Below are 26,981 nucleotides of genomic sequence, written 5' to 3'. Positions count from 1 at the left end.
TGGTGGGTGGATGCTCAGAGCAGGTGACGGATGAAGCCCGAGACGTCGGCGAGCTCACGCTGCGAGATGGCGTGACCCAGCCCCTCGTAGACCCGGGAGTCGAGCGTGGAGTGCGAGGGCAGCCAGTCTTCCGTGCGCTGGATGGCCGCAGGTGGGATCGCGTCGTCGACGCTGCCCCTGCCCCAGAAGACCGGCGGACGGTGGGTGGCGAGGTGGACATCCCCCGGCTCCTGGCCCTTGACCGCGAAACCGGACAACTGCACGGTATAGCTGAAGCGTTCCGGGGCCAGTCGCAGGAGCTGGAGTGCCATCGCTCCGCCCTGCGAGAAGCCGAGCAGCCCGATCGACGCAGGCGCCGGCTGCTCGTCGAGCCAGTCCAGCACGGCGTTCGCGGCGGCGTCGGCATTGGCCTGCGACGGGTCGCCCTGCGTGTTGGCGAACCGCGAGAACCAGGCGAACCCCGGTCCCTCCGGGATGGGGGCGCGAACGGATGCGATGACCGGTTCGAGAGGAAGGTAGGCGGAGATTCCGAACAGGTCCGCTTCGTCTGAGGCGTAGCCGTGCAGGAGGATCAGCAGCGGCCGGTCTGCGCGGTCGCGCTCCGAGGCTGACCAGAGCACGGCCTCGCGATCGATCGTGAGGGCGGGCGGCGATGTGGGCACGGGTTCCTCCTGGAGGGCGAGACATCATCTTCTCGCGAGAGTGATGCAAATTCCCTCCACATTCGCTCGATCGAAAATCGTGTCCACAGATCGCGCCGCCGCACTCCGGTCAGTGGGCAGGGTCCGTAGGATCGTGTCATGAGCGTCAGAACCCCCGATCCGACTCCGGACCCGATGCCCGATGACCCGTCGGGCGGGCCGGCGTGGCTCTCCGATATCGAGCTCGAGCAGGCACGCCGCCGGTTGCCGATCCTCTATGTCGAGGCAGTGCCGGTGCGGGTCGACGGCATCGGGCAGGTCATCGAGCTGGGCGTGCTCCTGCGTGCCAACGCGGTGGGTGAGATGACGCGAACGCTCGTGTCGGGCAGGGTCATGCGCGGTGAGACCCTGCGTGAGGCGCTGTTCCGGCACCTCGAGAAAGATCTGGGGCCGATGGCGTTCCCTCAGCTCCCCGCGAGCCCGGTGCCGTTCCAGGTGGCCGAGTACTTCCCGATGCCCGGCATCTCGCCCTTCACCGACGACCGGCAGCACGCCGTGTCGCTCGCTTACGTCGTGCCCGTGACGGGCACCTGCGAGCCTCGCCAGGATGCGCTCGAACTCACCTGGATGACTCCGGAAGAGGCTGCCTCCGTGGCCGTCTCCGAAGAGATGGAGGGTGGCCGCGGCACCCTGCTGCGCGCGGCGCTCGCGTCCGTCGGCCGCCTGCCGTAGCGCTGGTCGGCTGCCGACCCCCGGCAGCCTCGCGTCTCCTGCGCGTCTCCTGCGTTGCGCGGCCGGCCTGGCGCCGCTACCCGAAGCGCGCGAGACCGTGCGGAATGACCGCCATGTCCTCGCGCAGTCCGATGAGGTCGACCGCGTGGGCGTCGAGGCGTCGGTCTTCGTCCGAGATCAGGGAGAGGGGACGGATCGCCGCCGCGTGACCGTCATCGGCCCGCTCGACGAACACCGTGAGGCACTGGGTCGCGAGCTCGAGGGCACGCGGTGCCATCGGGCTTCCGGTACGCACCCGAACGCTGATGTGCATGCTGTGCTCGCCGGTGTGGATGAGACGCGCATCCACTTCGACCAGGTTCCCGATCGCGATCGGCCGATAGAAGTGGATGCCACCCGAATACACCGCGGCGGCCGCAGTCGAACTCCAGCTCGCCGCACACGCGAACGCCGTCTCGTCGATCCAGCCCATGACCGTCCCCCCGTGCGCCTTGCCTCCCCAGTTGGTGTCACCCGGGCTCGCCAGAAAACGGAAGACGGTGCGCGGTGTCGTGCCCGCATCCGTATACCGCTCCGCGAGCATCGAGCTCTGGATGCGCTTACGAGGTTCGATGCGTGCCGCGGCCCGCAGCTGCAGCGTCCTCTCGCCTTCATCCCACGGTTCCCAGCCCGGAACCTCCCGCGGCCGGCCGTTGTCGTCGACGGCGACGAAGACCAGGATGCAGTGTGTCGCCTCGACGAAGGTGCGGTCACGCGCATCCGATGTCTCGATGGACACGAACACCTGCATACTCGTGCGGCCGGTGTGGATGATGCGGGCATGCGCCTGCACGATCGACCCCGCTGCGATCGGACGGGTGAAGTGCACGTCACCGACGTAAGCCGTCACGCAGTAGGCGGCGCTCCAACCGACGGCGCAGGCGTAGCCGGCCTTGTCGATCCACTCGAGTACGCGACCGGCCTGCACGGACTCGCCTGAGGCATCCATGTCAGCGGGGGCGACGAGGAACCTCAGCGTGACACGGTCTGCGGAGTCGTCTCTCGTCGGTGCCGTGACGGGCACAAGAATCGTCATGTTTCTACAATCAGGGATGCCCGTGCCCGATCGCACTCTGTTACGCCCATAAGAACCGGCATTCTTCCCGAATCCGAAAGATGCCGAAGCCATATCGTTCCGACCTCTTGCGTCCTTTGGCTAATGGTATTAGCTTTAGGGCTATGAACACTTCAATCGCTCAGGATGTCCGCTTCATCCAGCGCCCGGAAGGACGCATCGCCTACACGGTCCAGGGATCAGGGCCGCTCGTCGTCGCCGTCCCCGGCATGGGTGACCTCCGCACGACCTTCCGTGAATTCGTCGCACCGCTCGTCGACGCGGGCTACCGCGTTGCGCTCATGGACCTGCGTGGCCACGGCGACAGCGACACGACCTTCCGCACGCACGGCGATGTCGTCACCGGCCAGGACCTGATCGCAATCATCGACGAACTCGGCGGCCCGGCTGTCGTGCTTGGCAACTCGATGGGCGGAGGAGCTGCCGCCTGGGCTGCAGCCGAACGTCCTGACGCCATCGCCGGGATCGTGCTCTACGGCGGATTCCTGCGCAACCCGAAGGCATCCGCTTTCGCCACCGCATCCCTCCACGGTCTCTACCGGCTGCTCTTCGTCAAGCCGTGGGGTGCGGGCTTCTGGGCGTCGTACTACAAGGGACTCAACAAGGGCACCAAAGCGCCGTGGCTCGACGAGCACGCGGCGGCCATCCGTGCGAATCTGAAGGAGCCGGGGCGGATGCGTTCGTTCCGCCAGCTGACGATCCAGCTGACCCACGCTCCGGTCGAGGCTCGCCTGCCCGAGGTCCACGCACCGATGCTGGCGTTCGTCGGCGACCAGGATCCGGACTTTGCGGACCCCGAGGCCGAGCGCCAATGGATCGCGAGCCTCGGCGCTGAGACGGTTCTCGTTCCCGCTGCCGGTCACTACACCCAGGCCCAGCGTCCGGACATCACGGTTCCCGGAACCGTCGCGTTCGTCGAGTCGCTTCGCAAGCGTGGAGAAGGAGCGAACGGCGCGGCGAGCGAGAGCGGCGGGACGAGCGTGCCCCCGCAGGGTTCGTCGGTGGTGGAAGCGTGGGTGGCTCGTGCCTAGAGCCGGTCTGAACCGGACAGCAGTCACCGAGGTTGCGCTCGAGCTCGTGGATGCCGGAGGCACGACCGGGTTCGACACCCTCACCCTGGCGGCCGTCGCCTCCAGGGCGGGTGTCGCCGTGCCGAGCCTGTACAAGCACGTCGGGTCCCTCGCCGATCTTCGTCGGCTGGTCGCAACCGAATCGGTCACCGAACTCACCCGCGTGCTCGCTGCCGCAACCATCGGCCGGGCCGGTTCGGAGGCGCTGCGCGCGGCGGCGGATGCGCTGCGCAGCTTCGCGCACGCACATCCCGGCCGCTACGCAGCCTCGCAGGTAGCCGCGAATCTCTCCGATCCGGCGGATGCGGAACTCGCGTCCCGTGGCGCCGAGACCGTGGCGGTGCTCGCGGGCGCACTCCGCGGGTTCGAGCTGCCCGCCGACTTGACGACCGATGCGATCCGGGTGCTGCGGAGCGGCATCCACGGTTTCGTCGTGCTCGAACTCGGCGGCGGTTTCGGCCTGCCGGACGACCTCGACCGGAGTTTCGCCCTCCTCGTCGATGCGCTCATCGCCGGAATCGCGCGCCTCGCCCCCGCGCCCCAGCCCTGACCCTCAGCCCGCGAACGGCGCCGAGCACAGGAAAAGTCACCCCATTCTCGAAGAATAGGGTGACCTTTCCTGTGCTCGTGGAGCGCCGGCATGAGCCGGCGAGACGCTGGCTAGCCGCGGGCGCGGCGTGAGCCCTGGCCGCGGCTGGTGCTGCCACCGACGAGGCTGCCCACCTTCAGGCCGGCCGGGCGACCGCCCGAACGACCCCCGGCGTGTGAGCCGCCCTGTGCGGAGCCGTGCGAGGCGCCGCCCTGCGAGGATCCCGACCCGGCACCGTGTGAAGACGGACGGCCCGAACGGTCGCGGCGCGTGTTGCCGCCGACGGCATCCGAGGAGCCGCCGCGCGCCTGCTGACCACGGCCCTGTCCACGGTTCTGGCCGTCACGACCCTGGCCGTCACGACCCTGGCCGTCACGCGACTGGCCGTCACGTGCCTGGCCATCGCGACCCTGGCCGCGGCCCTGCGCGCTACGACCCTCACCGTCGCGACCGTCGCGGTTGGCACGCTTGCGCTGGGCGTTCGCACCCTGCGAGCGTCCGCCCTGCGACTGTCCACGCTGCGGCTGGGCCTCACGCGGAACCGGCTTGACGTATGCAGCGATCTCGCCGACGAGGGCGTTCACTGCAGCTGAATCGGCATGGACGACCTGCGGTGCGGCGCTGATCGCGGCCTTGCGCAGCAGCGTTTTCACGTCTGAGCGCTGGGTCGGCAGCACAACCGTGACGACGTCTCCGGCGCTGCCGGCGCGAGCCGTGCGGCCCGAACGGTGCAGGTACGCCTTGTGCTCCATCGGCGGGTCGACGTGCACGACGAGTTCGACGTTGTCCACGTGAACGCCACGGGCAGCGACGTCGGTGGCGACGAGAACACGCACATCGCCGGCGCCGAACGCCGCGAGGTTGCGATCACGGGCGACCTGCGAGAGGTTGCCGTGCAGGTCGACGGAGGGGATGCCCGCATCCGTCAGCTGCTTGGCCAGCTTCTTCGCGTGGTGCTTCGTGCGCATGAACAGGATGCGTCGCCCGGTACCCGAGGCGAGCTTCTGCACGAGAACCCGCTTGGCTTCGACGCCGTCGACCTCGAACACGTGGTGGGTCATCGCTTCGACGTGGCTGGTCACCTCGTCGACCGAGTGCAGCACCTCGTTGTGGAGGAACCGCTTCACGATCTTGTCCACACCGTTGTCCAGGGTTGCCGAGAACAGCAACCGCTGGCCGCTGTTCGGCGTCTTGTCGAGGATGCGCGTGACGACCGGCAGGAAGCCGAGGTCGGCCATGTGGTCGGCCTCGTCGAGCACGGTGATCTCGACGGCGTCGAGGGTCACGAAGCCCTGCTTCATGAGGTCTTCGAGGCGACCGGGGCAGGCCACGACGATGTCGACGCCGTCTTTGAGTGCGGCGACCTGGCGCTGCTGCGAGACGCCGCCGAAGATGGTGGTCGTCTTGAGGCCGTAGGCCTCGGCGAGCGGGGCGAGGGTTGCGGAGATCTGGGTGGCGAGCTCGCGGGTCGGTGCGAGCACGAGTCCGAGCGGACGGCCCGGGCGACGGCGACCGCCGGCGAGGGCGCCACCGAGGCGCGCGACCATCGGCAGTGCGAAGGCGAGGGTCTTGCCCGAGCCGGTCTTTCCGCGTCCGAGCACGTCGCGCCCGGCGAGGGTGTCGGGGAGGGTGTCGACCTGGATGGGGAACGGTTCGGTCTTGCCGTCTGCAGTGAGTGCAGCGACGAGCGGCGCAGGTACGCCGAGTGAAGCAAAAGTATTGTGAGACAAATTGGTGCCTTTCGGGCATCGGAATCCCACGGAGGCGCACATCACGACTGCATGCAGCGCTCGGCGGTGCTCGATGGGATCAATGGCGAAGGTGCCGGCGGCACGATCGTTCGCCGTAAGAAAGTTTCGACAGCGGCAAGCGGGACCCGGTTTGTTCGGTCCAGCGCGTGCGTGAAGAGGTGCGTTCTACGACGCAGGGAGTCCATCGTGGACTCGCAAGTCCTCCCAGTCTAGCGGACCCAGCGCGCCGTCAGTGACTGCACGGCCGATCCGTCCAGGTCGGCGAGCTTCGCGCCGACGAATTGCCGGGCGGTCTCCGACGTCTGCAGCCGCGCCGGCGGGTGTTCCGCGAGCAGCAGATCGACGATCACCGTGGCCACCGCATCCGGGGTCTGCGCCCGTGACGGATCGAACGCTGCGGCCGTGCGTGCGAGGTACGCCTGCAGCGCCGGGCCGTACGGCCCGACCGCCTCGAGCATGGCCGGGAGGTCGACGCCGACGTTCGCCACGAACTCGGTGGTGACCGCGCCCGGCTCGACGATGGTCACGGGCACCCCGGCGGTCGCGGCGACCGGGGTGAGGCTTTCCATGAAGCCTTCGACCGCGAATTTCGCGGCGCAGTACGCCTCGTTGAAGGGCTGGCCGACGACGCCGCCCACACTGCTGATGGTCACCAGTCGCCCACCCGTCTCCCGCAGGTGGGGGAGCGCTGCTTTGGTCACGGTGACGACGCCGAAGAAGTTGACGTCCATCACGGCGCGCACGTCGTCGAGGGTTTCTCCTTCGATCGTGCCCAGGTGCCCGGCCCCGGCGTTGTTGACGACCGCGTCGAGCCGGCCGTACTGCGTCATCACGGCGCTGACACAGGCAGTGACCGACGCAGGGTCGGTCACGTCGAGGGTGCGGATGTCCACCTCCACCTCCGCCTCCCGGGCCGCGGCGTGCAGAAGCCCGCCCTTCGCCGTGTCGCGCATCGTCGCCACGACGCGGAAGCCTGCACGCGCCGCAGCGACAGCGGTCGCGAGGCCGATGCCGGTCGACGTTCCCGTGATGAGCAGAATCGGCTGGACCATGCGTGGCTCCCCTCGGGCGCTCCGCGGTGGAGCACGATCGCAGCATCCTACGCCGCGTGGTTCACGGTTCAGGCACGGCTGGAGGACGTAGACTATCGGCCCGTATCGAATGGGGTGTGCGTGCAGGAATCGGAACTCGAACGCGAGCGTGCGGTGGTCGCGGCACTCTATGAGCGGCTGGACGCTCTGCGGGCGGAGACGGGCCGGCGGCTCACGGATGTGCGTCGCGAGAGTGTGGGCAGCAATCATCAGGCGCGGAGTGAACGCGACGCGTTCGCCGCACTCTATGAGGACCAGCTCGCCCAGCTGCGTGAGGTCGACTCGCGCCTGGTTTTCGGCAGGCTTCTCCTCCACGGTTCAGGGTCGGATGACGATCCGGCCCACCGCTACATTGGCAGGATCGGGCTGCGCGACGACGACCAGCGCTCCCTGCTGGTCGACTGGCGTGCCCCCCAGGCGAGCGCGTTCTACCAGGCGACGGCCGCCGAGCCACAGGGGGTGCGCGCGCGCCGCCACCTGACCATGCGCCAGCGCGAGGTGCTCCGCATCGACGACGAGGTGTTCGACGAGACGTTGCTCGAGGCGAGCGCGCACGCCGGCGGAGCCGCGACGGCCGACGGTGAGGTCGTGCAGGGCGAAGGCGCCCTGCTCGCAGCACTCACGGCCCAGCGCACCGGGCGCATGCACGACATCGTGGCGACCATCCAGGCCGAACAGGACCGCATCATCCGCTCCGATCTGCGTGGCGCCCTCGTGGTGCAGGGCGGGCCCGGAACCGGCAAGACCGCGGTCGCGCTGCACCGGGCCGCCTACCTGCTCTACACGAACCGGCAGCGCCTCAGCTCGGCCGGTGTTCTCGTCGTCGGTCCGTCGACCGCGTTCCTGCGCTACATCGAAGCCGTGCTCCCTTCGCTCGGCGAGACCGGTGTGGTGATGCAGAGCCTCGGCGAGCTGTACCCGGGTGTCGAGGCCGTCGACGACGATTCGCCTGATGTCGCTCGCCTGAAGGGTTCGGCCCAGATGGCCCGGCTGCTGTCCCGGGCCGTGCGTTCCCGCCAGCGCGTCCCGGAGTCGGCGCAGACCGTTGACGTCGAGGGGGTTCGGCTCGAGGTGCAGCCCGAGGTGATCGCCCGCGCGATCGCCCGCGCCCAGCGTGGAGGGAAACCGCACAACGTCGCCCGCGTCACGTTCGTCAAGCACGCACTCATGGAGCTGACGGAGCAGCTCGCCGCCCAGCTCCGGGCGGGCGGGGCGACGATCGATGACGACGACGTCGCTGCGCTGCGGGAGGATCTGCGCACCTCGTACGACGTGAGGGTGCTGCTCAACACGGCCTGGCTCCCGCTCACACCCGAGAAGCTCGTGCAGGATCTGTTCGCACGCCCGGCGTGGCTCGCCGAACTGACGACCCGGTGGACGGCGGCGCAACGCGCACTGCTGCAGCGCGAGCGCACCGCTCCGTTCACGGTGAGCGACATCCCCCTGCTCGACGAGGCGGCGGAGCTGCTCGGGGCGTTCCCCGGCAAGCCGGATGCCGGCGCGCGTGAGCGGGATCGCCAGCGCAAGCGCGACCTCGACAACGCGCGTGCTGCGATCCGCAACATGGGCGTGGAGGGCCTCGTCACCGCGGAGCAGCTCGCCGACGGGTTCGCGGAGCAGGAGGACCGGGGAACGACGGCCGAACGCGCCGCCTCCGACCGCACCTGGACGTACGGCCACGTCGTCGTCGATGAAGCCCAGGAACTGTCGCCGATGCAGTGGCGACTGCTCGTGCGGCGCTGTCCGATGCGGTCGTTCACGATCGTCGGCGACGTCGCCCAGGTTGCTTCGGCAGCCGGTGCGACGAGCTGGGAGTCGGCTCTGGCCCCCTACTTCCGTGAGAACTGGCGCCTCGAGGAGCTCACGGTCAACTACCGCACGCCGGCGCAGATCGCGCGCGAGGCGGAGCGGTTCGCCGTCGAGCACGGTCTGCCCATCACGCCGGCCCGGGCGGTGCGCGAAGGCGACTGGCCGATCTTGACGCTCGAGGTGGCGGCTGAGCCGTCGGATGAGGTGCGCGCCCTGGCCGAAGCGGTCGCGGATGCTGTAGCCCGCGATCGGGACGTGAACTCCGAGGGGACCCTGGCCGTCATCGCGCCGACCGCGATCGTCGAACAGATGTCCGCCGAGCTGACACGGCGTTTCGACGGTTTCGCAGGACGAGGGGCCGCAGGCCTGCTGAAACCGATCGCCGTCCTCACTGCGTTCGAGGCGAAAGGGCTGGAGTTCGATTCGGTCGTACTCGCCGATCCCGACGGACTCGTCGCCGAGTCGCCACGGGGTGCCGCCGCGCTCTACGTGGCAATGACGCGCCCGACACAACGCCTGACGATGGTGCGCCCGGCCGCAGTCGCTGCCTGAAACCGACGGCGACGGGCCCGTTAGAGCTTGACCGCGACGGAATGGAGGTCGAGGACGGATCGGCCACCTGGGCGAGCAGGATGAGCCTCGAAGTGTCGAGCAGGCCAACTGCCGGCATCGTCACATGCTCTGGTCGATCAGCGTGTCGATGCCCGCCCGTAGCGCCGAAGGATCGACTCGAGGGATCAGCCGGCGACGATCGATCAGTATCGAAATCTGCTGCGGTGGCTTCGGGAGGGGAATCAGTTCTGCAACTTCTGCGCCATCGCGCGTAACCGTCAGGCTTTCCCCACGCTGTACCCGGCTCGGGATGTCTCCACCGTGATTGCGCAACTCACGAACACTTGACTTCTCCATCGTTCTACCTTGTCACCTGTGATACACGATGGGGCAGTGTCCATCAGTGCTGTGGAAAGGGAACTGCGACTAGTGGTACCGCTCGCCGACCGGTACTTCCGCGGCGAGCGTGTTGCCCGCCTGCGCGAGGGGGCACGCCCACTCCGGGTCGTATGCGCAACTCGGGTTGTACGCGAAGTTGAAGTCGAGTACGAGGCCGGCGTCGCCGTCCGACGCGTCCGCTCCGAGGTCGGCCCCCTTGATCGTGTCGATCAGGTAGCGGCCGCCGCCGTACGTTCCGCCCGGGCGGCCCGCCAGAGCATCCTTCACCGGCACGAAGATGCCGCCGCCGTACGAGGTGAGGCGCCACACATCCAATGAACCGGCGAACGGTACGCGCACGGTGCCCAGCAGCTCGAACGGGACGATCCCGTCGGTGCCGGTCTCCACATCCATCCGCCGCGGTTCGAGAGGCGGGTGGATCTCCAGTTCGAACCGCCACTCCGGGTCGTATGCGGTGACGGGCAGGCCGGTGAAGTCGGTGCGGTCCTCGGCCAGGAGCGGGGTGGCGGGGTGGGAACCGAACAGCTCGTCCCGGGTGGAACGCCAGTGCGCATGCGCTGCAGCGGGGTCGGTTGCGGCGATGCGCCGCACGGAGGCGTACATCGCGAACACCCGGGCGCGCCAGTCTGCGGTCTGCACGGCCGTGACCGCGCGGCTGGGCGGCGGCGGCTCCGGATCGCTCGTGCCGCTGAACGCGAGTGCTGATTCGCTCATGATGCTTCCGGATCGTACGCCCAACTCGGGGCAAGTTGGCGGAGGCGGATGCCGCGCCACTGCCAGAAAGCCCATAGCGCGTACCACGCGGCAGGGGTGAGCAGACCCGCCCTGACGATCAGCTGGTCGCGGTAGAGCGTGCGGATGCGGCCCTCCGAATCGGGGCCGGCCGGGTCGGCGGAGACGGCCATCCGGTGATCGAGGCTCGGTACGACGCCGAGGATTCCGCTGCGTCCTCCGCCCGTATCGCGCACCATGCGCACACCGGGAGTCGGCGACCCGGGGAAGCTGATGTCGATCTCCTGCTCGCCGACGCTGACCGCGCGCAGCGCCCGCACCTGCACAGGATGCGGCCCGGCACTCCAGACGGTCGGGAAGCCGCCGGGTTCGAGCGAGGAGAAATCCGCCCACGGGAACGAGACCTCGCGAAACGCCGTCGGACTCTGCAGGGCACGCCAGGCGGCATCGGGGTCGCAGTCGAGGATGAGCTTCAGCAGCACGCGCATGCCTCCAGTCTCGCCCGGCGGGCTCCTGCGGCACGCGATTCGCAGCGCACCGGAAGGTGGCGCCCAGCCGGACCGCCCCGCTACTGCTGCGCAGCGCGCTCCAGCAGGAGAGCCCGTTCCCGTTCGTTACCGGTGAGAGCCGCGGCGCGCTCGAACTCGAGGCGGGCCTCCGCCGTGCGGCCGAGGCGCGCGAGCAGGTCGGCGCGCACGCTCGGCAGCAGGTGATACGACGACAGCACACCGTCGACGGCGAGCCGGTCGACGACCTCGAGGCCGGCCGCCGGCCCGTACGCCATCGACAGGGCGACAGCACGGTTCAGCTCGATGACCGCCGACGGAGTGAGCTGAGCGAGGGCGCTGTAAAGCGCGACGATCTCCTCCCAGTCCGTGTCGGCGGCGGTCGGCGCCGTCGCATGACAGGCGGCGATCGCGGCTTGGAGCGCATAGGGTCCCCGGCCGCGCGCCAGCTTCTCCGAGCGCTCCAGGGCAGCGACACCCCTCCGGATCAGGATGCGGTCCCAGCGCGCCCGGTCCTGGTCCTGCAGCAGCACCGGCTCTCCCGTCGCCGTTGTGCGGGCCCCGAGACGTGACGCCTGGAACTCCATCAGGGCGACGAGTCCATGCACTTCAGGCTCACGGGGCATGAGCTCCGCCAGCACGCGGCCGAGCCGCAGCGCCTCCTGGCAGAGGGATGGCCGCATCCAGTCGTCCCCGATCGTCGCCGAGTAGCCCTCGTTGAAGATCAGGTAGATGACCTCGAGCACAGAGCCGAGCCGCTGCGGAAACTCGCTCCTGTCGGGAACCTCGAACGGCACCCGCGCGGCCGTCAGCGTTCGTTTGGCACGCACGATGCGCTGGGCGATCGTCGAAGCCGGTGCCAGGAACGCCCGGGCGATCTCGTCGGTGGACAGGCCCCCCAGCAGCTTGAGGGTCAGTGCGACGCGGGACGGCTTGGTGAGCACCGGGTGGCAGGCGACGAAGACGAGGCGCAGGAGGTCGTCCTCGATAACGTCTTCGGCTACCAGGGCCGGATCGCCGATCCCGTCTTCCGTCTCCAGGTCGCGCGCGAGCTGGGCGTACTTGTCGCCGAGACGTTCCTGGCGACGCCATCCGTCGATCGCACGGCGTTTCGCGACCGAGGTCAGCCAGGCGGCCGGGTTGCGGGGGATTCCGCTCGACGGCCACTGTTCGAGCGCGGCGACCAGAGCATCCTGGGCGAGTTCTTCGGCGACTCCGACGTCGCCGACCATTCGGGCGAGCACAGCGATGAGCTTCGCCGATTCGATGCGCCAGACCGCCTCGACGGCGCGTCGTGCGTCGTCGGCGTGACGCGCGTCGACGACGTCGCTCATCGCATCCGCCTCATGCTGTACGGGATTCGCCGAGTTCTTCGCGCCACTGCGCCTCTTTCTGCACGTATTCGTTGTCCTGGGGGAACTCGCTCAGGTCGAAGACCTGGCGCACCTCGACACGGCCCGACGTGAGGGGGATGCGGCGCGCCCACTCGAGCGCCTCCGCCTTGTTCGCGGCCTGGATGATCCAGAAACCGGCGATGAGTTCTTTCGTCTCTGTGAACGGACCGTCGATGACGGTGCGCTCGTCACCGGAGTATTCGATCCGTGCGCCTTCCGAGCTCGGGTGCAGTCCCTCGCCGGCGAGCAGGACGCCGGCCTTGATCAGCTCCTCGTTGTAGCGCCCCATGGCGTTCAGGTCTTCTTCGTTCGGCGTCGCCGACGATTCGATCTGCTCGTCCGAGTTCAGGATCATCATGTATTTCATGGTCGATTCATCTCCTTCTGGTGCCGTCTGGCTGGGGCCGGGCCGGAATGGCCTTCACCTCTACGTCGAACGGCGACGTTCCAGATCGACAGGGGGGCGCGAATTCTCGTGCACCCCAGTCTGCCGCGACTGTCGCGGGAATGCGCTACAACTGGAGCATGGCGATCCGCTTCTGGCTTGGTGTCGTGCAGCGCGACCACGCGCTGCAGGGCGTGGCACAGGGCATCGCGCAGGTCAATCACGGTGCGAAGGCCCCGCTGATTCGCATGAACGAAGCCGACGGGTTCGTCTACTACTCGCCGAGGGAGTCGTACCCCGACGGGGCGCCGCTGAAGGAGTTCACGGCGATCGGGCGCATCGCCGACGGCGACGTCTACCAGACAGGCGACGGCCCGATGATGACCGGCCAGAACGGCGACTTCCATCCGTGGCGCCGTCGCGTCGACTTCGACCACGCGGCCGTTGCGGCGCCGATCCGGCCACTCCTGCCGGTCCTCGAGTTCACGCGTCAGGATCCGAACTGGGGCTACCAGCTTCGCCGCGGCCTGATCGAGCTCTCGCGCCACGACTTCGAGGTCATCCGCGCCCAGATGCGCCGGCCGTCGCCGGACGAGCAGCCGTGGGCCCGGGCTACGATAGCCCGGTGACCGAGCCCGTCCCCTCCGATCAGACCTCGTTCGACCCGCACGCACAGGCCAGATACCAGGTCAGGTTCGACTGGGGGTACGCCGGCGCACACGCGGTCGCCCGCGACGCCGATGTCGTGGTCTGGGTGGATGTGGTCCCGCCGCTTGCCGCGCCGGCTGACGACCATCCGGTGGTCGCCACCGCGCTCGCCGCATCCGTTCCCGCCCGCGCCGCCATCATCGAGGGCGGCCTTGACACGGCGACCGCGACCGCGCGCTGGATTCTCGACGAGCAGGTGCGCCTCGGACGGCGTGCCATGGTTTCGATCATCGCTGCCGGCGACCCGCGGTCAGGCGGAGGGACGCGTTTCGCCGTCGAAGACCTGCTCGGGGCCGGCGCGGTCATCGACGCGCTCGGAGGGCTGGGCATCGACTTCATCTCGCCCGAGGCCGCGGCCGCGTGTGCAGCGTTTACCGGGCTGCGCGGTGCTGTCGCGCACCTGCTCACGGCATCCGCATCCGGTCAGGCCGCCGTCGCAGCGGGCGTCAGCCGGGCTGCCCTTGCGGCGGCAGGGCGCCTGGACGCGTTCGACTCTGTGACAGTTCTCAGGACGGCCGACGCCGCGGAATGATCTGCACTGCTGCAACGTTGCCCCCATGCAGGAGGAAATATCGTGAAAGCAGTTCTGAACGGCACCGTCATCGCAGAGGCCAACGAGGCCGACCTCATCCGCATCGAAGGCAACTGGTACTTCCCGCCGGCGAGCGTCAACAGCGAGCACCTTGTCGCGAGCGACACCCCGTACACGTGTCCCTGGAAGGGCGAATGCCAGTACTTCAGCGTGAAGAACGGCGACGGCCTGCTGCAGGATCGCGCCTGGAGCTACCCGACCCCGTACCCGAGCTCGTTCGAGCGGGTCGGCAAGGACTACAGCAACTACGTCGCGTTCTGGAAGGACGTGCAGGTCGTCGAGGACTAGTCCTCGCGATCTGATGCTTCGCGGGAGCACGGCGGATCGTCGGTTCGGTCGCCCCGCGGCCTGAGACCCCGGCAGGATTGAGGCATGAAACGCCTCACGATCTCCGCGGTGATCACCGGTGAAGCCGTCTACGGCACAGTGCTCGTCGCCGGGCTGATCTACGCGTTCTCGAACTACAAGACCGAGGCGTGGCCGATCTTCTACACGACGCTCGGAACCGTCGTCGTGTTCTGGATCGCCCACGTCTATGCGGAGATTGTCGCCAACAACATCTCGGGTGCGGGCCACGCGGTCGGTGAAGCCCTGCACCGCTCGGTCGGGCTCCTCTGGGCGATGATCCTGCCTTTGGCGTTGCTTCTGCTCGGGGTGTTCGGGCTCGTGCCGGACAACCTCGCGGTGAACCTCGCCCTCTGGGCGTCGGTGCTCACCCTCACCGTGCTCGGCTATCTCGCAGTCGGCGAGCGGAGCACCCGCTTCTGGGCCCGGATGCTCGGAGCCGTCGCCACGGGAGCGCTCGGGGGCGCCCTCATCCTGCTCAAGGCTTTCGTGCACTGAGCCCGGCCGGAGCATGGCTACCGCGCGTCCCGGGCGCGCCGTGCGCGCAGACGCCCGGCTCAGTCCGCGAGCTCGCTCGCCGCCGACGCGGCCATGCGCCGCTGCGCCGTCGTGACTTCCCGATGCTGCCACCTGATCAGGTTGGCCGCGTCGAACCGCCGCGAGCACGCTCCGCAGGCCAGCGCCCTGGCGGGCTTGCGATACCGGTAGTGCGTGTGGCCTTTGGGGCAGGTGCCGACCCAGGGAGCGAGGTCGTCCGCGATAGCACCCCCGTGTAGTCGCTTTCCCTCGTAGCCCAGACCGACCGCGATGCCACGCCAGCGCGGGCCGTGTCCCGCCCGCGATCCGGCCATTGCGTGCGCGACTTCGTGCAGCAGGATCTGGTGGATCTCGTCGTCGTCATACCGCGAGGCGAGGTAACGCGAGACCGTGATGCGCTTCGCCGTGTAGTTGCACAGACCGGCCCTGGTCTTCGCGTTGTCGAAGTCGAACGACCACACCGCGGGGTCGAGGTGAAGGGTTATGAGTGCGTTGGCCCAACGGCGCACGCGGTCGAGGTCTGCCATCAGAACCGCCCTGGCGGGTGATGAGCTGACCGTTCGCCGACTTCCGAGACCGTGCAGGACCGCTCCGTATGGTCGGCCTGCACTTTCATGACGTGAATCCTACGCGCCGCCGCCGACACGCATCCAGATCAATCCACAGCATTTCCGCTGTTCCGGCGCTGCTCGTCGAGGAAGGACTCCGCCACCGCGACCGCGATGAGCGAACTTTCGAGGTCGGCTTTCGAGGAGCCCAGCTTCTCGCGCAGGAATACCGCCGCCGTGAAATCGGCGAGCGCCGCCTCGTAGTCTTTCTGGTCGAAATGGGTCTTTCCGCGGTTCTGGACCGCGAACGCTTCGAGCGCCGTCCACTCGTGGGTGCGTGCCTCGTCGACACAGCCGGACAGCTCGGTCACGGCGTCGTCGAGCTTGCCCTGGTATTGCAGCACCTGGGCCCGGCGGATGCGCGCGCCGAGCACCTGTTCCCGGTCACCGGTGAAGCGCGCCTGGCGGATTGCCTCGTTGGCGACCTGCCATGCTTCGTCGAGCCTGCCCACGAGCCGTAACAGCACGGTCTTCTCGTTGAGCGCACTGAGGCTGCGCAGTTCGCCCAGCTCGTCGAGACGCGTTCCCGCCGCGAGCAGGTCGACTCGCTCGCGAAGGGTGGAAGGGTCGTAACCGAGGATGATGCTCATCCGTTCCAGACTATCCCGGTCGCTTGTTTCCGGCGGCAGGCACGAGGGTGACCGCGATCAGCTTGTCGTCGCCGGCGCGCGGAGTTCCGCGTCCGTCGGTGTTGTTGGTGAGCATCCAGAGCCCGTCGGCAACCGCGACGACGGCGCGCAGCCGGCCGAACGTCCCGACGAAGTACGGCGCCACGGTGACCGGTGCGTGGCCGTTCGTCGACCAGATCGTCCACAGCTTTTCGCCGCGGAGACTCGCCATGAAGATGGTGTCCCCGACGATCGCGATACCGCTCGGGCTGGCCTGGTCGGTGTGCCACTGGTAGACCGGGTCGGTGAACCGGCTGTCGTGGGCGATCCCTTCGACGATCGGCCAGCCGTAGTCGCCGCCGGGCTTGATGATGTTGAGTTCGTCCCAGGTGTTCGCCCCGAACTCGCTGGCCCACATCGTGCCGTGCGAGTCCCAGGCGATGCCCTGCACGTTGCGGTGCCCGTACGAGTACACGGGTGAGCCGGGGAACGGGTTGTCCGCCGGAATGTCGCCGTCGGGCGTGATCCGCAGGATCTTGCCCCCCAGCGACGAAAGGTTCTGGGCGTTCGCGTCGTCTCCGGCGTCCCCGGTGGTGATGTAGAGCATCCCGTCCGGTCCGAACGCGAGCCGACCCCCGTCATGGTTGCCTGCCCGGGGGATGCCGGTGATCACGTTCTGAGGTTCGCCGAGGCTGTACCGTCCGCTCACGCCGTTGAGCGGCATCCGGATGACGCGGTTGTCGGTGTTCGTCGTCTCGTAGGCGTACAGCCAGCTGAACGCGATCTCGGGCACCCGCGGCACGGCAAGCCCCAGCAGGCCGCCCTCTCCGGAGGCTGCGACTCCCGGCACCGGGCCGACCGTCCGTATTCCGCCGTCCGGCAGCCGTTCGAGCACCGTCGCGCTGTCTCGTTCGCTGATCAGTGCGGACCCACTCGCCAGCGGCACGACCGACCACGGCACCTGCAGTCCGGTTTCGAGCACTGACGTGCCGCTGGGCTGCCACGGGATGGTGACGGCGGGCGTCTGCGTCGGTGCGGTCGCCGACGGTGCCGGGGTGCGCGTCGATGTGGAGCCGGCCGGAGGCTGCGGGGCGATCAGCGTGCACCCCGCCAGCAGCACGGCACACGCGACGACCACCGCGACACATCGTGCGCATCGCGCCATCGTCGGCGATCGGTCGTGCCCCATCGGCCTCACCGTTCCAGCCCCCTGTTCCTTCCCCAGTCTGAAGCTTCGCCGGGCACGGCGCTATGCCCGATGGGATCCGACCGCGACAATGGGGATCGTGAATCGCGTCATCGACCTCAACAGCGACCTCGGGGAGTCGTTCGGGGCCTGGCGCATGGGTGACGACGAGGCGATGCTCTCTGTCGTGTCGAGCGCCAACGTGGCCTGCGGGTTCCACGCAGGTGACGCATCCGTCATGCTCGCCGCGTGCACGACCGCGGCCCGTAACGGTGTCACGGTCGGCGCCCACGTCTCGTACCGCGACCTGGCGGGTTTCGGACGCCGCGCGATGGACGTTCCCTCCCGCGAGCTGTACGCCGATGTGCTTTATCAGCTGGCTGCCCTCGACGGCATCGCCAGGGTCGCGGGCACGCGCGTCGCATACGTCAAGCCGCACGGCGCGCTCTACAACAGGATCGTCTCCGACGACGAGCAGGCGGATGCCGTGGCCACCGCCGTTGCGGACTTCGACCCTGCTCTGCCGCTGCTCGGTCTCGCCGGTTCGTCGATCTCCCGCCGGGCACGAGCCCGCGACCTCGCTTTCGTGCACGAGGCATTCGTCGACCGTGGCTACCTCCCCGACGGCTCGCTCGTGCCGCGCGGCCGGCCCGGCGACCTGCTCTCCGGTGATGACGCCATCGCCGCGCGGGCCGTTGACCTCGTGCTGACCGGTCGTGTCGCGGCGGCCGACGGAACCGTGATCGAGGTGCAGGTGGATTCGCTGTGCGTCCACGGTGACACGTCCGGCGCGGTCGGGATGGCACACGCGGTGCGGTCGGCGCTGACGGCGGCGGGCATCCGGATCGAGGCGTTCGCGCGATGAGCGGCCGCCGGGTGCTGCCCCTGGGCGACCACGGCATCCTCATCGAGCTGGATTCCCTCGACGAGGTGATCGCCCTCTATGCCGCGCTCGATCGCACGCGCCCGCAGGGTGTGGTCGATCTCGTCCCGGCCGCTCGCACGATCGGGGTCATCGTCGATCCGGTGCGGCTCCCTCTTTCTGTCGCGTCGGCCTGGGCGTCGGAGGCGGCGCCCGTCGACCTTCGCGACGGAGATCCGGGTACGACCGAGATCCCGGTGCGGTACGACGGCGACGATGTGGATGAGGTGGCAGCGATCCTGGGCATCACCCGCGCCGAGCTCGTCGCGCTGCACACCGCATCCGACTGGCGCGTCGCGTTCTGCGGGTTCGCGCCCGGCTTCGCCTACCTGGTGACCGACCACGACCGGCTGCGGGTTCCGCGGCGCGCCGGCCCGCGAGCATCGGTTCCCGCGGGGTCCGTCGGCTTGGCGGGCGAGTTCAGCGGGGTGTACCCGCGGTCGAGTCCCGGCGGCTGGCAACTGATCGGTTCGACGGATGCGGTGCTCTGGGACCCGTCCGCCCCGCGTCCGGCGCTGCTCGCGCCCGGCACCCGCGTACGGTTCGTCGAGGCGCGATGACGGCCGCGACGACCGGGTATCTCGAGGTGCTCGAGCCTGGCCCCCTGACGCTCGTCGAAGACCTCGGCCGGCCGGGTCACGCCGACATCGGCGTCACATCGGGCGGCGCGCTCGATCGCGGTGCGCTCCGCCTCGCCAACCGCCTGCTGGGCAACGACGAGGGCGCCGCAGGCCTCGAGATCCTGTTCGGCGGGTTCACCGCGAGACTGCCGGCCGACTGCTGGTTCGCGGTCACTGGGGCGTGGGGTGCGATCACCCTCGACGGAACGGCGGTCGACCCGAACATCGCGACCGCGGCCGGCGCAGGTGCCGTGCTGCGCATCGGGTCGGCGACGCGCGGTGTGCGCTTCTACCTGGCGGTGCGCGGGGGCGTGGCGTCGGATGCCGTGCTCGGCTCCCGCTCGACCGACCTGCTCTCGTCGCTCGGGCCCGCACCTGTCGCAGCGGGCGACCGGCTCCCGCTCGGCATCGAGGCCGCGGGGCCGATCCCGCTACTCGATTTCATTGCCGTCGAACCGCCCGGCGACCCCCTCATCACCGTGCGCGCCCACCCCGGACCCCGCTCCGACTGGTTCACCCACGACGCCGTCGACGCGTTCTTCGAACGGGAATGGGCGGTGAGCGCCGCATCCAATCGCATCGGAACGCGGCTCGAGCCGGTGCGTCGGGCGGCGCACGTGGCGGGGCGTGCACCCGAACCGGCGGTGATCCTCGAGCGCCGGATCGCAGGCGAGCTGCCGAGCGAGCCGATGGTGGCCGGCGCGGTGCAGGTCTCGCCCGACGGGTTGCCGACGGTGCTGCTGGCCGACCATCCGGTGACGGGAGGCTACCCCGTGATCGCGGTCGTCGCCGACCGCTCACTCGACGTCTTCGCGCAGCTGCGGCCCGGCCAGCGCATCCTCTTCCGCCACGCGTGAGACGCGCGACGCGAGCGGGGTTCAGTCGCGGTTCAGTCGCGCCGGGTGCCGGTCTGAAAGATGCTGCGCGCGGGAGGCGGCGACGGAACACTGGTCGCATCGGTGACGACCGGCGCTCCTGCGGCGAAGGTGGCCAGTTCGGCGCCGGCCACAGCCTTGGCCGGATGCGGTCCCCCCGCCAGCAGGCGCGGCAGCCAGTCCATCGGCAGCGCGGCATTCGAGCCCACGAGCACGACATTGCCGAACCGGCGACCCTTGAGCACCTGTGTCTCGGCGAGCGCAGCGACGTTCGCGACTGCGGCCCCCAGCGTCGCGACCTGGCTGCGCGCGAACGCTAGCGGCGGCCCGTCGGCGACGTTCACGAGCACGATGCCGTCGGGCGCGAGCAGCTCGACGGCCGAGCGGTAGAACTCGAGGCTCGTCACGTGCGCGGGCGTGCGCGCACCGCTGAAGATGTCGATCACCAGCAGGTCGACCGAGCCGCGCAGCCCTGCCGGCAGCTTCGCCACGACTTCGCGGGCGTCGCCGTGGCGCACCCTGATCTGGGCGTAGCGCGGCAGCGGAAGGTGCTCGCGTACCAGATCGACAAGGTTGCTCTCCAGCTCGACGACCTGCTGCCGCGATCCCGGCCGCGTGTACGCGACATACCGGGGGAGGGTCAGCGCTCCGGCACCGAGGTGCACGGCCGTGATGGGCTGCCCGGGCTCGCCGATCAGGTCGATGACGTTGCCCATCCGCTGCACGTACTCGAAGAAGAGCTGGCTCGGATCGTCCAGGTTGACGTGCGACTGCGGCGTACCGTCGACCACGAGCTGGAAGGATCCCGGCACGAACCGGTCGGCTTCGATGACCGCCCGGAAGCCGCTCTCTTTCAGGATCACGGAGGGGTTCTCGGGCACGGATCCACCCTACGCGCTCCGACTTTCTCCACCCGCAACTCCACCCCTGGATGGTGTCCGGTCGCGACCGCCCCCACGACGCTGGATACATGACACTTCAGACCATCGGCAACGTGCTCCTCATCATCGTGCTCATCGGATGGATCGGCATCCGCCAGCTCACCTGGCGCCCGGTCTCGATCGCCCGCATGTGGCGGGTGCCGGCGATCATGGCGATCGTCGGCGTCGTCCTTCTCATACAGACCACGGATGCCGCCCACCTGACCGCACTCGACCTCGCCGTGCTGGTGGTCGAGATCGCCATCTCGCTCGGCATCGGCGCCTGGATGGGTGCGCTCGCGGTGTTCCGTCCGGTGGGGAATTCGCGAGAGGCCGACCTCGCGAGCGTGGAATCCCGCACCGGCTGGTGGGGCCTCGCCCTGTGGGTGCTGGTCATCGTCATCCGCGTCGGCATCGACCTGCTCGCCGCCCAGGCCGGCTCGCACCTGGCCGCGTCCACCGGCATCATCGTGCTGCTCGTGGCCGCGAACCGTGCAGCGCGAACCGCCGTGTTCGCCTACCGTCTCGAACGGATGCCCGCTGTCGCAGCATGATGGTCCTGTGACGGAGACGAAGCGCGCAGCAGGCCCGGTGGATGTGGTGGGGCGACCGGGTCCGCTGGCTTTCGCGCTCAACCTGTTCGGCATCGCGGTAGTCGCCTATTCGATCCTCACCACTCACACGGGGCAACGTCCGCTGTGGGTGCTGGTGCTCGCCCTGGTGGCGCTCGCCGCGTGGCTCGTGCGCGTGATCCTCTCCTTCCGGCGCGTAGCGCCGACCACCCGCCTCGCACTGGCCATGGTGATGGTCTTCGCCGGCTCGATCGTCGCGGCGTCGACCAACGGCATCGGAATCGTCCCCGTACTGGTGGGTGTGCTCGCCGTGGTCTCCGACCCCTCGCGCCCGATCCTCGTCGGCCTGGGCGTCGCCTTCATCGGGGTCGCCCTTCTCACGGTCGGCGCCGTTCCGTTCGGCACGTCAGTGCTCGTCCTCCTAGGGCTGGCCGGCGGAATCGTCGTCGCGGTGCTCGCCGGCATCAGCCGCCGCCAGTTCCGCGAATCGGAGGCGCAGGCAGAACTCCTCCGCGAACGCGAACTCACGGTGCGGGAAGAGAAGGCGCAGATCGACCTGCTCGCCCAGCGGCAGGCGGTCGCCCGGGACATCCACGACGTGCTCGCCCACAGCCTCGGCGGCCTTGTCATCCAGCTCGACGCTGTGGAGGCCCTGCTCGAAACGGGAGACCTCCGGGCCGCACGTTCCCGGGTCGCGGATGCCCGCGCGCTCGCCGCCACCGGGCTGGGCGAGGCCCGCCGCGCGGTCGATGCGCTTCGCGATCCGGATGCGCGCCGCGACGACATCGACCGCCCCGGCTCTTTCGACGACGCGATCGATGACCTGCTGGCCGCCCACCGCTCGCTCGGCGGCGCCGTCGAGTTGACGACCACCGGAACGCCTCGTGCGCTGGACGCTGACCAGGCCGCCGCGTTCGAACGCGCGCTCCAGGAGGCGTTGAGCAACGCTCGCAAGCACGCACCGGGGGAGCCGGTGCAGGCACTGCTCGCCTGGTCGGATGACGCGGTGCGGCTGACCGTGTCCAACCCGCTCGGCGAGGGCCCCGGCCCTGAGCCCGGCATGCTCGCCCGGTCAGGTGGACGCCACGGCCTCGAAGGCATGCGCGAACGGTTCGCCGCGCTGCCTGCCGGTGGGCGGGCGACGGCCGGTGTCGACGGCGGCCGTTTCATCGTGACCGCAGAGACGGGACTCTCGTGAAAGCGACCGAAACGACCGCGACCGACATGACCGCCCGGGAGATCATCCGGGTGCTGGTCGCCGACGACCAGGCGATCATCCGCGACGGACTGGTGACCGTGCTGTCGCTCCTTCCCGACGTCGAGGTCGTCGGCGAGGCCGCCGACGGCGAGCAGGCCGTGAGGCTCGCCGTCGAGACGAAGCCCGACGTCGTACTCATGGACCTCCGGATGCCCGTGCTCGACGGTGTTGCAGCGTCAGCGCGCATCGTGCACGAGGCTCCCGGGTCGGCGATCCTCGTGCTGACCACGTTCGCCGACGACGATTCGATCCGCGGTGCGCTTCGGGCGGGCGCGAAGGGCTACCTGACGAAGGATGCGGGGCGTGCGGAGGTCGCTGCGGCCATCCGTGCGGTCGCCCGCGGCCAGTCGACGTTCGCGCCTGCGGTGGGCGCGCTGCTGGTGAACTCCCTGACCGGATCGGCGCCGCCGGCCCCGCAGGGCGGCGCGAGGTCATCGGATACGGTGCTCACCCGGTTCCCGTCGCTCACGTCGCGCGAAGCGGAAGTCCTCGCACTCATCGCAGAGGGCCTCAGCAACGGTGAGATCGCATCCCGTCTCTTCGTCAGCGTCGCGACGGTGAAGACCCACATCAACGCGATTTTCGCCAAACTGGGAGTGCGCGACCGGGCTCAGGCCATCGCTCTCGTGCGCTCCTGAAACAGCGCAGATCCGCGGGAATACAGGGGAGTCGGGGGCGTTACATTCAGTACGCGCCCGGGGTTATACCGGACAATCGACAACCGGTCAAGAATTAAGTGGACACGGCGCGTCAAATTGACATATAGTTGTTCTTTGCGCTCCCAGACAGAAATCTGCCTTCATATTGCGGTCGGCCTTGCATTTTCTGCGTGTGCCCGGGCCTGTTCACAGGTCAGATATCGGCACCAGCATACAGACGTCCTGGGAGTTCTCGTCCACAACACCACACACCTGACCGACAGTAACTGAGGCCCGACGGGGCCCACGGAGGTTATTTCCTTGGCTGCTGCGCGCAACGCAACCACCACGAATTCATCACCCAAGAACGGACGAAACGCATCTCGTCTCTCGTTCGCAAAGATCACAGACACCCTGACGGTCCCGGACCTGCTGGCACTGCAGACCGAGAGCTTCGACTGGCTCGTCGGAAACGACGCGTGGAAGGCGCGCGTCGCCGAAGCTGAGGCACAGGGTCGACAGGATCTGCCCAGCCACACCGGTCTCGAGGAGATCTTCGAAGAGATCTCCCCGATCGAAGACCTCGGCGAGACCATGCAGCTCTCGTTCACGAACCCCTTCCTCGAAGAGAAGAAGTACTCGATCGACGAGTGCAAGGAGAAGGGCAAGACCTACTCCGCTCCTCTCTACGTCGAGGCCGAGTTCATGAACCACCTCACCGGTGAGATCAAGACGCAGACCGTCTTCATGGGCGACTTCCCCCTCATGACCGAGAAGGGCACCTTCGTCATCAACGGCACCGAGCGTGTCGTCGTGTCGCAGCTCGTGCGCTCCCCCGGCGTGTACTTCGAGCGTGCACAGGAGAAGACGTCCGACAAGGACATCTACTCGGCACGCATCATCCCGAGCCGTGGTGCATGGCTCGAGTTCGAGATCGACAAGCGCGACCAGGTCGGCGTTCGCATCGACCGCAAGCGCAAGCAGTCGGTCACGGTCTTCCTCAAGGCTCTCGGCCTGAGCAGCGAAGAGATCCTCTCCGAGTTCAAGGGCTACCAGTCGATCGAGCTGACCCTCGAGAAAGACGCCATCCTCACGAAGGAAGAGGCGCTCAAAGACATCTACCGCAAGCTCCGCCCGGGTGAGCAGGTCGCAGCCGAGGCCGCTCGCGCGCTCCTCGACAACTTCTACTTCAACCCGAAGCGCTACGACCTCGCGAAGGTCGGCCGTTACAAGATCAACCGCAAGCTCGGTATCGACGCTCCGCTGTCCGACTCGGTGCTCACCGTGCAGGACATCATCGCCACGATCAAGTACCTGGTCGCCCTCCACGACAACCAGACCACGTTCAACGGTGTGCGCGACGGCAAGCCCGTCGAGATCCGTCTCGACGTCGACGACATCGACCACTTCGGCAACCGTCGCATCCGCGCCGTCGGCGAGCTCATCCAGAACCAGGTCCGCACCGGTCTGTCCCGCATGGAGCGTGTCGTCCGCGAGCGCATGACCACGCAGGACATCGAGGCGATCACGCCGCAGACCCTGATCAACGTGCGCCCCGTCGTCGCCGCGATCAAGGAGTTCTTCGGAACCAGCCAGCTGTCGCAGTTCATGGACCAGAACAACCCGCTCGCGGGACTGACCCACAAGCGCCGCCTGTCTGCCCTCGGCCCCGGTGGCCTGTCGCGTGAGCGTGCAGGCGTCGAGGTTCGTGACGTCCACCCGTCGCACTACGGCCGCATGTGCCCGATCGAGACCCCGGAAGGCCCGAACATCGGCCTGATCGGTTCGCTCGCATCGTTCGCGCGGATCAACTCGTTCGGTTTCATCGAGACCCCGTACCGTCGCGTCGTCAACGGCAAGGTCACCGCGACCATCGACTACCTCACTGCGAGCGAAGAGGACGACTTCATCGTCGCCCAGGCGAACGCCCCGCTGACCGCAGACTCCCACTTCGCAGAAGACCGGGTGCTTGCGCGCAAGAAGGGTGGAGAGGTCGACCTGATCCCCGCTGAGGAGATCGGCTACATGGACGTCTCCCCGCGCCAGATGGTGTCGGTCGCGACGTCGCTCATCCCGTTCCTCGAGCACGACGACGCGAACCGCGCTCTCATGGGTGCGAACATGCAGCGCCAGGCGGTGCCGCTTGTCCGCAGCGAGAGCCCGCTCGTCGGAACCGGTATGGAGGGCTATGCAGCCATCGACGCCGGCGACGTGCTCATCAACGACGCGGCCGGTGTGGTCTCCGAGGTCTCGGCTGACGCCGTGACCATCCAGCTCGACGAGGGTGGAACGCAGACCTACTACCTGCGCAAGTTCGACCGCTCCAACCAGGGCACGTCGTACAACCACCGCGTGATCGTCAACGAGGGCGAGCGGATCGAAGCCGGCGAGGTCATCGCCGACGGCCCCGCCACCGAGAACGGCGAGCTCGCGCTCGGCAAGAACCTGCTCGTCGCGTTCATGCCGTGGGAAGGCCACAACTTCGAAGACGCGATCATCCTCAGCCAGAACCTGGTGAAGGACGACGTGCTCTCCTCGATCCACATCGAGGAGTACGAGGTCGACGCCCGCGACACCAAGCTGGGTAAAGAAGAGATCACCCGCGACCTGCCGAACGTCAGCCCGGACCTCCTGGCCGACCTCGACGAGCGTGGCATCATCCGCATCGGCGCCGAGGTGCGCCCCGGCGACATCCTCGTCGGAAAGGTCACGCCGAAGGGCGAGACCGAGCTCTCGGCCGAGGAGCGCCTGCTCCGCGCGATCTTCAACGAGAAGAGCCGCGAGGTGCGCGACACCAGCCTCAAGGTGCCCCACGGTGAAGAGGGAACGATCATCGGAGTCAAGGTCTTCGACTCGCAGGATGGCGACGACGAGCTCGGCTCGGGCGTCAACCAGCGCGTCGTGGTCTTCATCGCCCAGCGACGCAAGATCACCGAAGGTGACAAGCTCGCCGGCCGTCACGGCAACAAGGGCGTCATCTCGAAGATCCTCCCGGTCGAGGACATGCCGTTCCTCGCCGACGGAACTCCGGTCGACATCATCCTGAACCCGCTCGGCATCCCCGGTCGAATGAACTTCGGCCAGGTGCTGGAGACCCACCTCGGGTGGATCGCCAAGCAGGGCTGGGAAGTCAAGGGCAAGCCGAAGTGGGCCGCACGCCTCCCAGAGGCCGCGCACAGCGCCGCCCCGAACACCAAGGTCGCGACCCCGGTGTTCGACGGTGCCGCGGAGGAGGAGATCGCGGGTCTGCTCGACTCGACGCTCCCCACGCGCGACGGAGAGCGCCTGATCGGCTCCTCCGGCAAGACGCAGCTCTTCGACGGCCGCTCCGGCGAGCCGTACCCGGAGCCCGTGTCGGTCGGCTACATGTACATCCTGAAGCTGCACCACCTGGTCGACGACAAGATCCACGCGCGTTCGACCGGTCCGTACTCGATGATCACCCAGCAGCCGCTCGGTGGTAAGGCACAGTTCGGTGGACAGCGATTCGGTGAGATGGAGGTGTGGGCGCTCGAGGCATACGGTGCTGCGTACGCCCTGCAGGAACTCCTGACCATCAAGTCGGATGACATCCTCGGCCGCGTCAAGGTCTATGAGGCCATCGTCAAGGGTGAGAACATCCAGGAGCCGGGCATCCCGGAGTCCTTCAAGGTGCTCATCAAGGAAATGCAGTCGCTCTGCCTGAACGTCGAGGTTCTCTCGGCCGACGGCACGGCGGTCAGCCTGCGCGACACGGACGACGAAGCGTTCCGTGCAGCCGAAGAGCTCGGCATCAACATTTCCTCCCGCTTCGAATCTTCGTCGATCGACGAGATCTAGAAGCCGGC

The 26,981-nt window shown here is 68.4% G+C and carries 28 protein-coding genes; 15 read left to right on the top strand and 13 right to left on the bottom strand.

The features are described 5' to 3' along the window. Positions 1-14: 14 nt before the first annotated feature. Positions 15-662 carry an alpha/beta hydrolase gene (locus ACPPVQ_RS16925; protein ID WP_426516294.1) on the bottom strand — a complete coding sequence of 216 codons (648 nt, stop codon included), beginning with the start codon at positions 660-662 and terminating at the stop codon, positions 15-17. A gap of 138 nt (positions 663-800) precedes the next feature. Between ACPPVQ_RS16925 and ACPPVQ_RS16920 the strand changes: the two genes are divergently transcribed. Further along, the gene (locus ACPPVQ_RS16920) at positions 801-1,373 is read left to right on the top strand and encodes an NUDIX hydrolase family protein (protein WP_426516293.1); all 573 of its coding nucleotides are present in this window, start codon (positions 801-803) and stop codon (positions 1,371-1,373) included. 76 nt (positions 1,374-1,449) lie between these two features. On the opposite strand, the gene ACPPVQ_RS16915 is transcribed toward ACPPVQ_RS16920, so the two are convergent. Continuing rightward, entirely contained in the window at positions 1,450-2,448 is a 999-nt protein-coding gene (locus ACPPVQ_RS16915; RefSeq protein ID WP_426516292.1) for an acyl-CoA thioesterase, read from the bottom strand. A gap of 143 nt (positions 2,449-2,591) precedes the next feature. Between ACPPVQ_RS16915 and ACPPVQ_RS16910 the strand changes: the two genes are divergently transcribed. Beyond that, positions 2,592-3,518, top strand: a complete 927-nt coding sequence (locus tag ACPPVQ_RS16910) for an alpha/beta fold hydrolase (protein ID WP_426516291.1) — start codon at positions 2,592-2,594, stop codon at positions 3,516-3,518. Next, on the top strand, positions 3,511-4,107 hold the full coding sequence (locus tag ACPPVQ_RS16905; protein WP_426516290.1) for a TetR/AcrR family transcriptional regulator: 597 nt from the start codon (positions 3,511-3,513) through the stop codon (positions 4,105-4,107). Before ACPPVQ_RS16910 ends, ACPPVQ_RS16905 begins: the two co-directional genes overlap by 8 nt. Before the next feature lie 110 nt (positions 4,108-4,217). Here the strand turns inward: ACPPVQ_RS16905 and ACPPVQ_RS16900 are convergent, their stop codons facing one another. Both ACPPVQ_RS16900 and ACPPVQ_RS16895 read right to left on the bottom strand, forming a co-directional pair. Further along, a complete protein-coding gene (locus ACPPVQ_RS16900; RefSeq protein WP_426516289.1) occupies positions 4,218-5,876 on the bottom strand; it encodes a DEAD/DEAH box helicase in 1,659 nt (552 codons plus the stop codon). A 230-nt stretch (positions 5,877-6,106) separates the two neighbouring features. After that, positions 6,107-6,949, bottom strand: coding sequence for an SDR family NAD(P)-dependent oxidoreductase (locus tag ACPPVQ_RS16895; protein WP_426516288.1), 843 nt, complete (start codon positions 6,947-6,949; stop codon positions 6,107-6,109). A 120-nt stretch (positions 6,950-7,069) separates the two neighbouring features. On the opposite strand from ACPPVQ_RS16895, the gene ACPPVQ_RS16890 reads away from it, so the two are divergent. Next, on the top strand, positions 7,070-9,349 hold the full coding sequence (locus ACPPVQ_RS16890; RefSeq protein WP_426516287.1) for a HelD family protein: 2,280 nt from the start codon (positions 7,070-7,072) through the stop codon (positions 9,347-9,349). Positions 9,350-9,469: 120 nt separating this feature from the next. Here ACPPVQ_RS16890 and ACPPVQ_RS16885 read toward each other — a convergent pair whose 3' ends face one another. The 5 genes from ACPPVQ_RS16885 to ACPPVQ_RS16865 all read right to left on the bottom strand — a co-directional run bounded on the left by ACPPVQ_RS16885 (position 9,470) and on the right by ACPPVQ_RS16865 (position 12,747). After that, entirely contained in the window at positions 9,470-9,706 is a 237-nt protein-coding gene (locus ACPPVQ_RS16885; protein ID WP_426516286.1) for a type II toxin-antitoxin system Phd/YefM family antitoxin, read from the bottom strand. A 69-nt stretch (positions 9,707-9,775) separates the two neighbouring features. Then, complete coding sequence (locus ACPPVQ_RS16880; protein ID WP_426516285.1) at positions 9,776-10,462, bottom strand: DUF1684 domain-containing protein; 687 nt, start codon at positions 10,460-10,462, stop codon at positions 9,776-9,778. Then, positions 10,459-10,968: a hypothetical protein gene (locus ACPPVQ_RS16875; protein WP_426516284.1), complete on the bottom strand. Its 510-nt coding sequence runs from the start codon at positions 10,966-10,968 to the stop codon at positions 10,459-10,461. Before ACPPVQ_RS16875 ends, ACPPVQ_RS16880 begins: the two co-directional genes overlap by 4 nt. Positions 10,969-11,048: 80 nt before the next feature. Beyond that, the gene (locus ACPPVQ_RS16870; RefSeq protein ID WP_426516283.1) at positions 11,049-12,320 is read right to left on the bottom strand and encodes an RNA polymerase sigma factor; all 1,272 of its coding nucleotides are present in this window, start codon (positions 12,318-12,320) and stop codon (positions 11,049-11,051) included. Positions 12,321-12,330: 10 nt separating this feature from the next. Continuing rightward, complete coding sequence (locus ACPPVQ_RS16865; protein ID WP_426516282.1) at positions 12,331-12,747, bottom strand: YciI family protein; 417 nt, start codon at positions 12,745-12,747, stop codon at positions 12,331-12,333. Between the two features lie 158 nt (positions 12,748-12,905). On the opposite strand from ACPPVQ_RS16865, the gene ACPPVQ_RS16860 reads away from it, so the two are divergent. From ACPPVQ_RS16860 to ACPPVQ_RS16845, 4 genes are all read left to right on the top strand, one after another. Continuing rightward, a complete protein-coding gene (locus ACPPVQ_RS16860) occupies positions 12,906-13,394 on the top strand; it encodes an EVE domain-containing protein (RefSeq protein WP_426516281.1) in 489 nt (162 codons plus the stop codon). Further along, positions 13,391-14,005 carry a 2-phosphosulfolactate phosphatase gene (locus ACPPVQ_RS16855; RefSeq protein WP_426516280.1) on the top strand — a complete coding sequence of 205 codons (615 nt, stop codon included), beginning with the start codon at positions 13,391-13,393 and terminating at the stop codon, positions 14,003-14,005. Before ACPPVQ_RS16860 ends, ACPPVQ_RS16855 begins: the two co-directional genes overlap by 4 nt. 42 nt (positions 14,006-14,047) lie before the next feature. Further along, entirely contained in the window at positions 14,048-14,353 is a 306-nt protein-coding gene (locus ACPPVQ_RS16850) for a DUF427 domain-containing protein (RefSeq protein WP_426516279.1), read from the top strand. A gap of 84 nt (positions 14,354-14,437) precedes the next feature. Next, positions 14,438-14,908: a hypothetical protein gene (locus tag ACPPVQ_RS16845; RefSeq protein ID WP_426516278.1), complete on the top strand. Its 471-nt coding sequence runs from the start codon at positions 14,438-14,440 to the stop codon at positions 14,906-14,908. Between the two features lie 59 nt (positions 14,909-14,967). Here ACPPVQ_RS16845 and ACPPVQ_RS16840 read toward each other — a convergent pair whose 3' ends face one another. The 3 genes from ACPPVQ_RS16840 to ACPPVQ_RS16830 form a co-directional block, all read right to left on the bottom strand. Beyond that, a complete protein-coding gene (locus tag ACPPVQ_RS16840) occupies positions 14,968-15,474 on the bottom strand; it encodes a SprT-like domain-containing protein (protein WP_426516277.1) in 507 nt (168 codons plus the stop codon). A gap of 128 nt (positions 15,475-15,602) precedes the next feature. Beyond that, positions 15,603-16,145 (bottom strand): hypothetical protein, encoded by a 543-nt coding sequence (locus ACPPVQ_RS16835; RefSeq protein WP_426516276.1) that lies wholly within the window; start codon positions 16,143-16,145, stop codon positions 15,603-15,605. A 10-nt stretch (positions 16,146-16,155) separates the two neighbouring features. After that, positions 16,156-17,352, bottom strand: a complete 1,197-nt coding sequence (locus tag ACPPVQ_RS16830; protein WP_426516275.1) for a PQQ-dependent sugar dehydrogenase — start codon at positions 17,350-17,352, stop codon at positions 16,156-16,158. An 88-nt stretch (positions 17,353-17,440) separates the two neighbouring features. Here ACPPVQ_RS16830 and ACPPVQ_RS16825 point away from each other — a divergent pair, with 88 nt between their 5' ends. Genes ACPPVQ_RS16825 through ACPPVQ_RS16815 form a run of 3 tightly spaced genes read left to right on the top strand, consistent with a single transcriptional unit; the run spans position 17,441 to position 19,748 of the window. Next, positions 17,441-18,214: a LamB/YcsF family protein gene (locus ACPPVQ_RS16825; RefSeq protein ID WP_426516274.1), complete on the top strand. Its 774-nt coding sequence runs from the start codon at positions 17,441-17,443 to the stop codon at positions 18,212-18,214. Beyond that, positions 18,211-18,831, top strand: coding sequence for a 5-oxoprolinase subunit PxpB (pxpB, locus tag ACPPVQ_RS16820; RefSeq protein WP_426516273.1), 621 nt, complete (start codon positions 18,211-18,213; stop codon positions 18,829-18,831). Before ACPPVQ_RS16825 ends, pxpB begins: the two co-directional genes overlap by 4 nt. Beyond that, positions 18,828-19,748 (top strand): biotin-dependent carboxyltransferase family protein, encoded by a 921-nt coding sequence (locus tag ACPPVQ_RS16815; protein ID WP_426516272.1) that lies wholly within the window; start codon positions 18,828-18,830, stop codon positions 19,746-19,748. The genes pxpB and ACPPVQ_RS16815 overlap by 4 nt, the downstream gene beginning before the upstream one ends. A gap of 32 nt (positions 19,749-19,780) precedes the next feature. Here the strand turns inward: ACPPVQ_RS16815 and ACPPVQ_RS16810 are convergent, their stop codons facing one another. Then, positions 19,781-20,647, bottom strand: coding sequence for a spermidine synthase (locus tag ACPPVQ_RS16810; RefSeq protein ID WP_426516271.1), 867 nt, complete (start codon positions 20,645-20,647; stop codon positions 19,781-19,783). Positions 20,648-20,736: 89 nt separating this feature from the next. Here ACPPVQ_RS16810 and ACPPVQ_RS16805 point away from each other — a divergent pair, with 89 nt between their 5' ends. The 4 genes from ACPPVQ_RS16805 (at position 20,737) to rpoB (ending at position 26,973) form a co-directional block, all read left to right on the top strand. Then, positions 20,737-21,240: a hypothetical protein gene (locus tag ACPPVQ_RS16805; protein ID WP_426516270.1), complete on the top strand. Its 504-nt coding sequence runs from the start codon at positions 20,737-20,739 to the stop codon at positions 21,238-21,240. Between the two features lie 7 nt (positions 21,241-21,247). Next, complete coding sequence (locus ACPPVQ_RS16800; RefSeq protein ID WP_426516269.1) at positions 21,248-22,456, top strand: sensor histidine kinase; 1,209 nt, start codon at positions 21,248-21,250, stop codon at positions 22,454-22,456. Between the two features lie 26 nt (positions 22,457-22,482). Further along, positions 22,483-23,154, top strand: coding sequence for a response regulator (locus ACPPVQ_RS16795; RefSeq protein ID WP_426521305.1), 672 nt, complete (start codon positions 22,483-22,485; stop codon positions 23,152-23,154). 321 nt (positions 23,155-23,475) lie between these two features. Next, the gene (gene rpoB, locus ACPPVQ_RS16790) at positions 23,476-26,973 is read left to right on the top strand and encodes a DNA-directed RNA polymerase subunit beta (protein ID WP_426516268.1); all 3,498 of its coding nucleotides are present in this window, start codon (positions 23,476-23,478) and stop codon (positions 26,971-26,973) included. Positions 26,974-26,981 lie beyond the last annotated feature (8 nt).

It is taken from the genome of Leifsonia sp. McL0618, assembly GCF_049994905.1.
Taxonomy (GTDB): Bacteria; Actinomycetota; Actinomycetes; order Actinomycetales; family Microbacteriaceae; genus Diaminobutyricibacter.
Note: the sequence above shows the minus strand (reverse complement) of the source record. Positions and strands in the feature narration are given on the sequence as shown.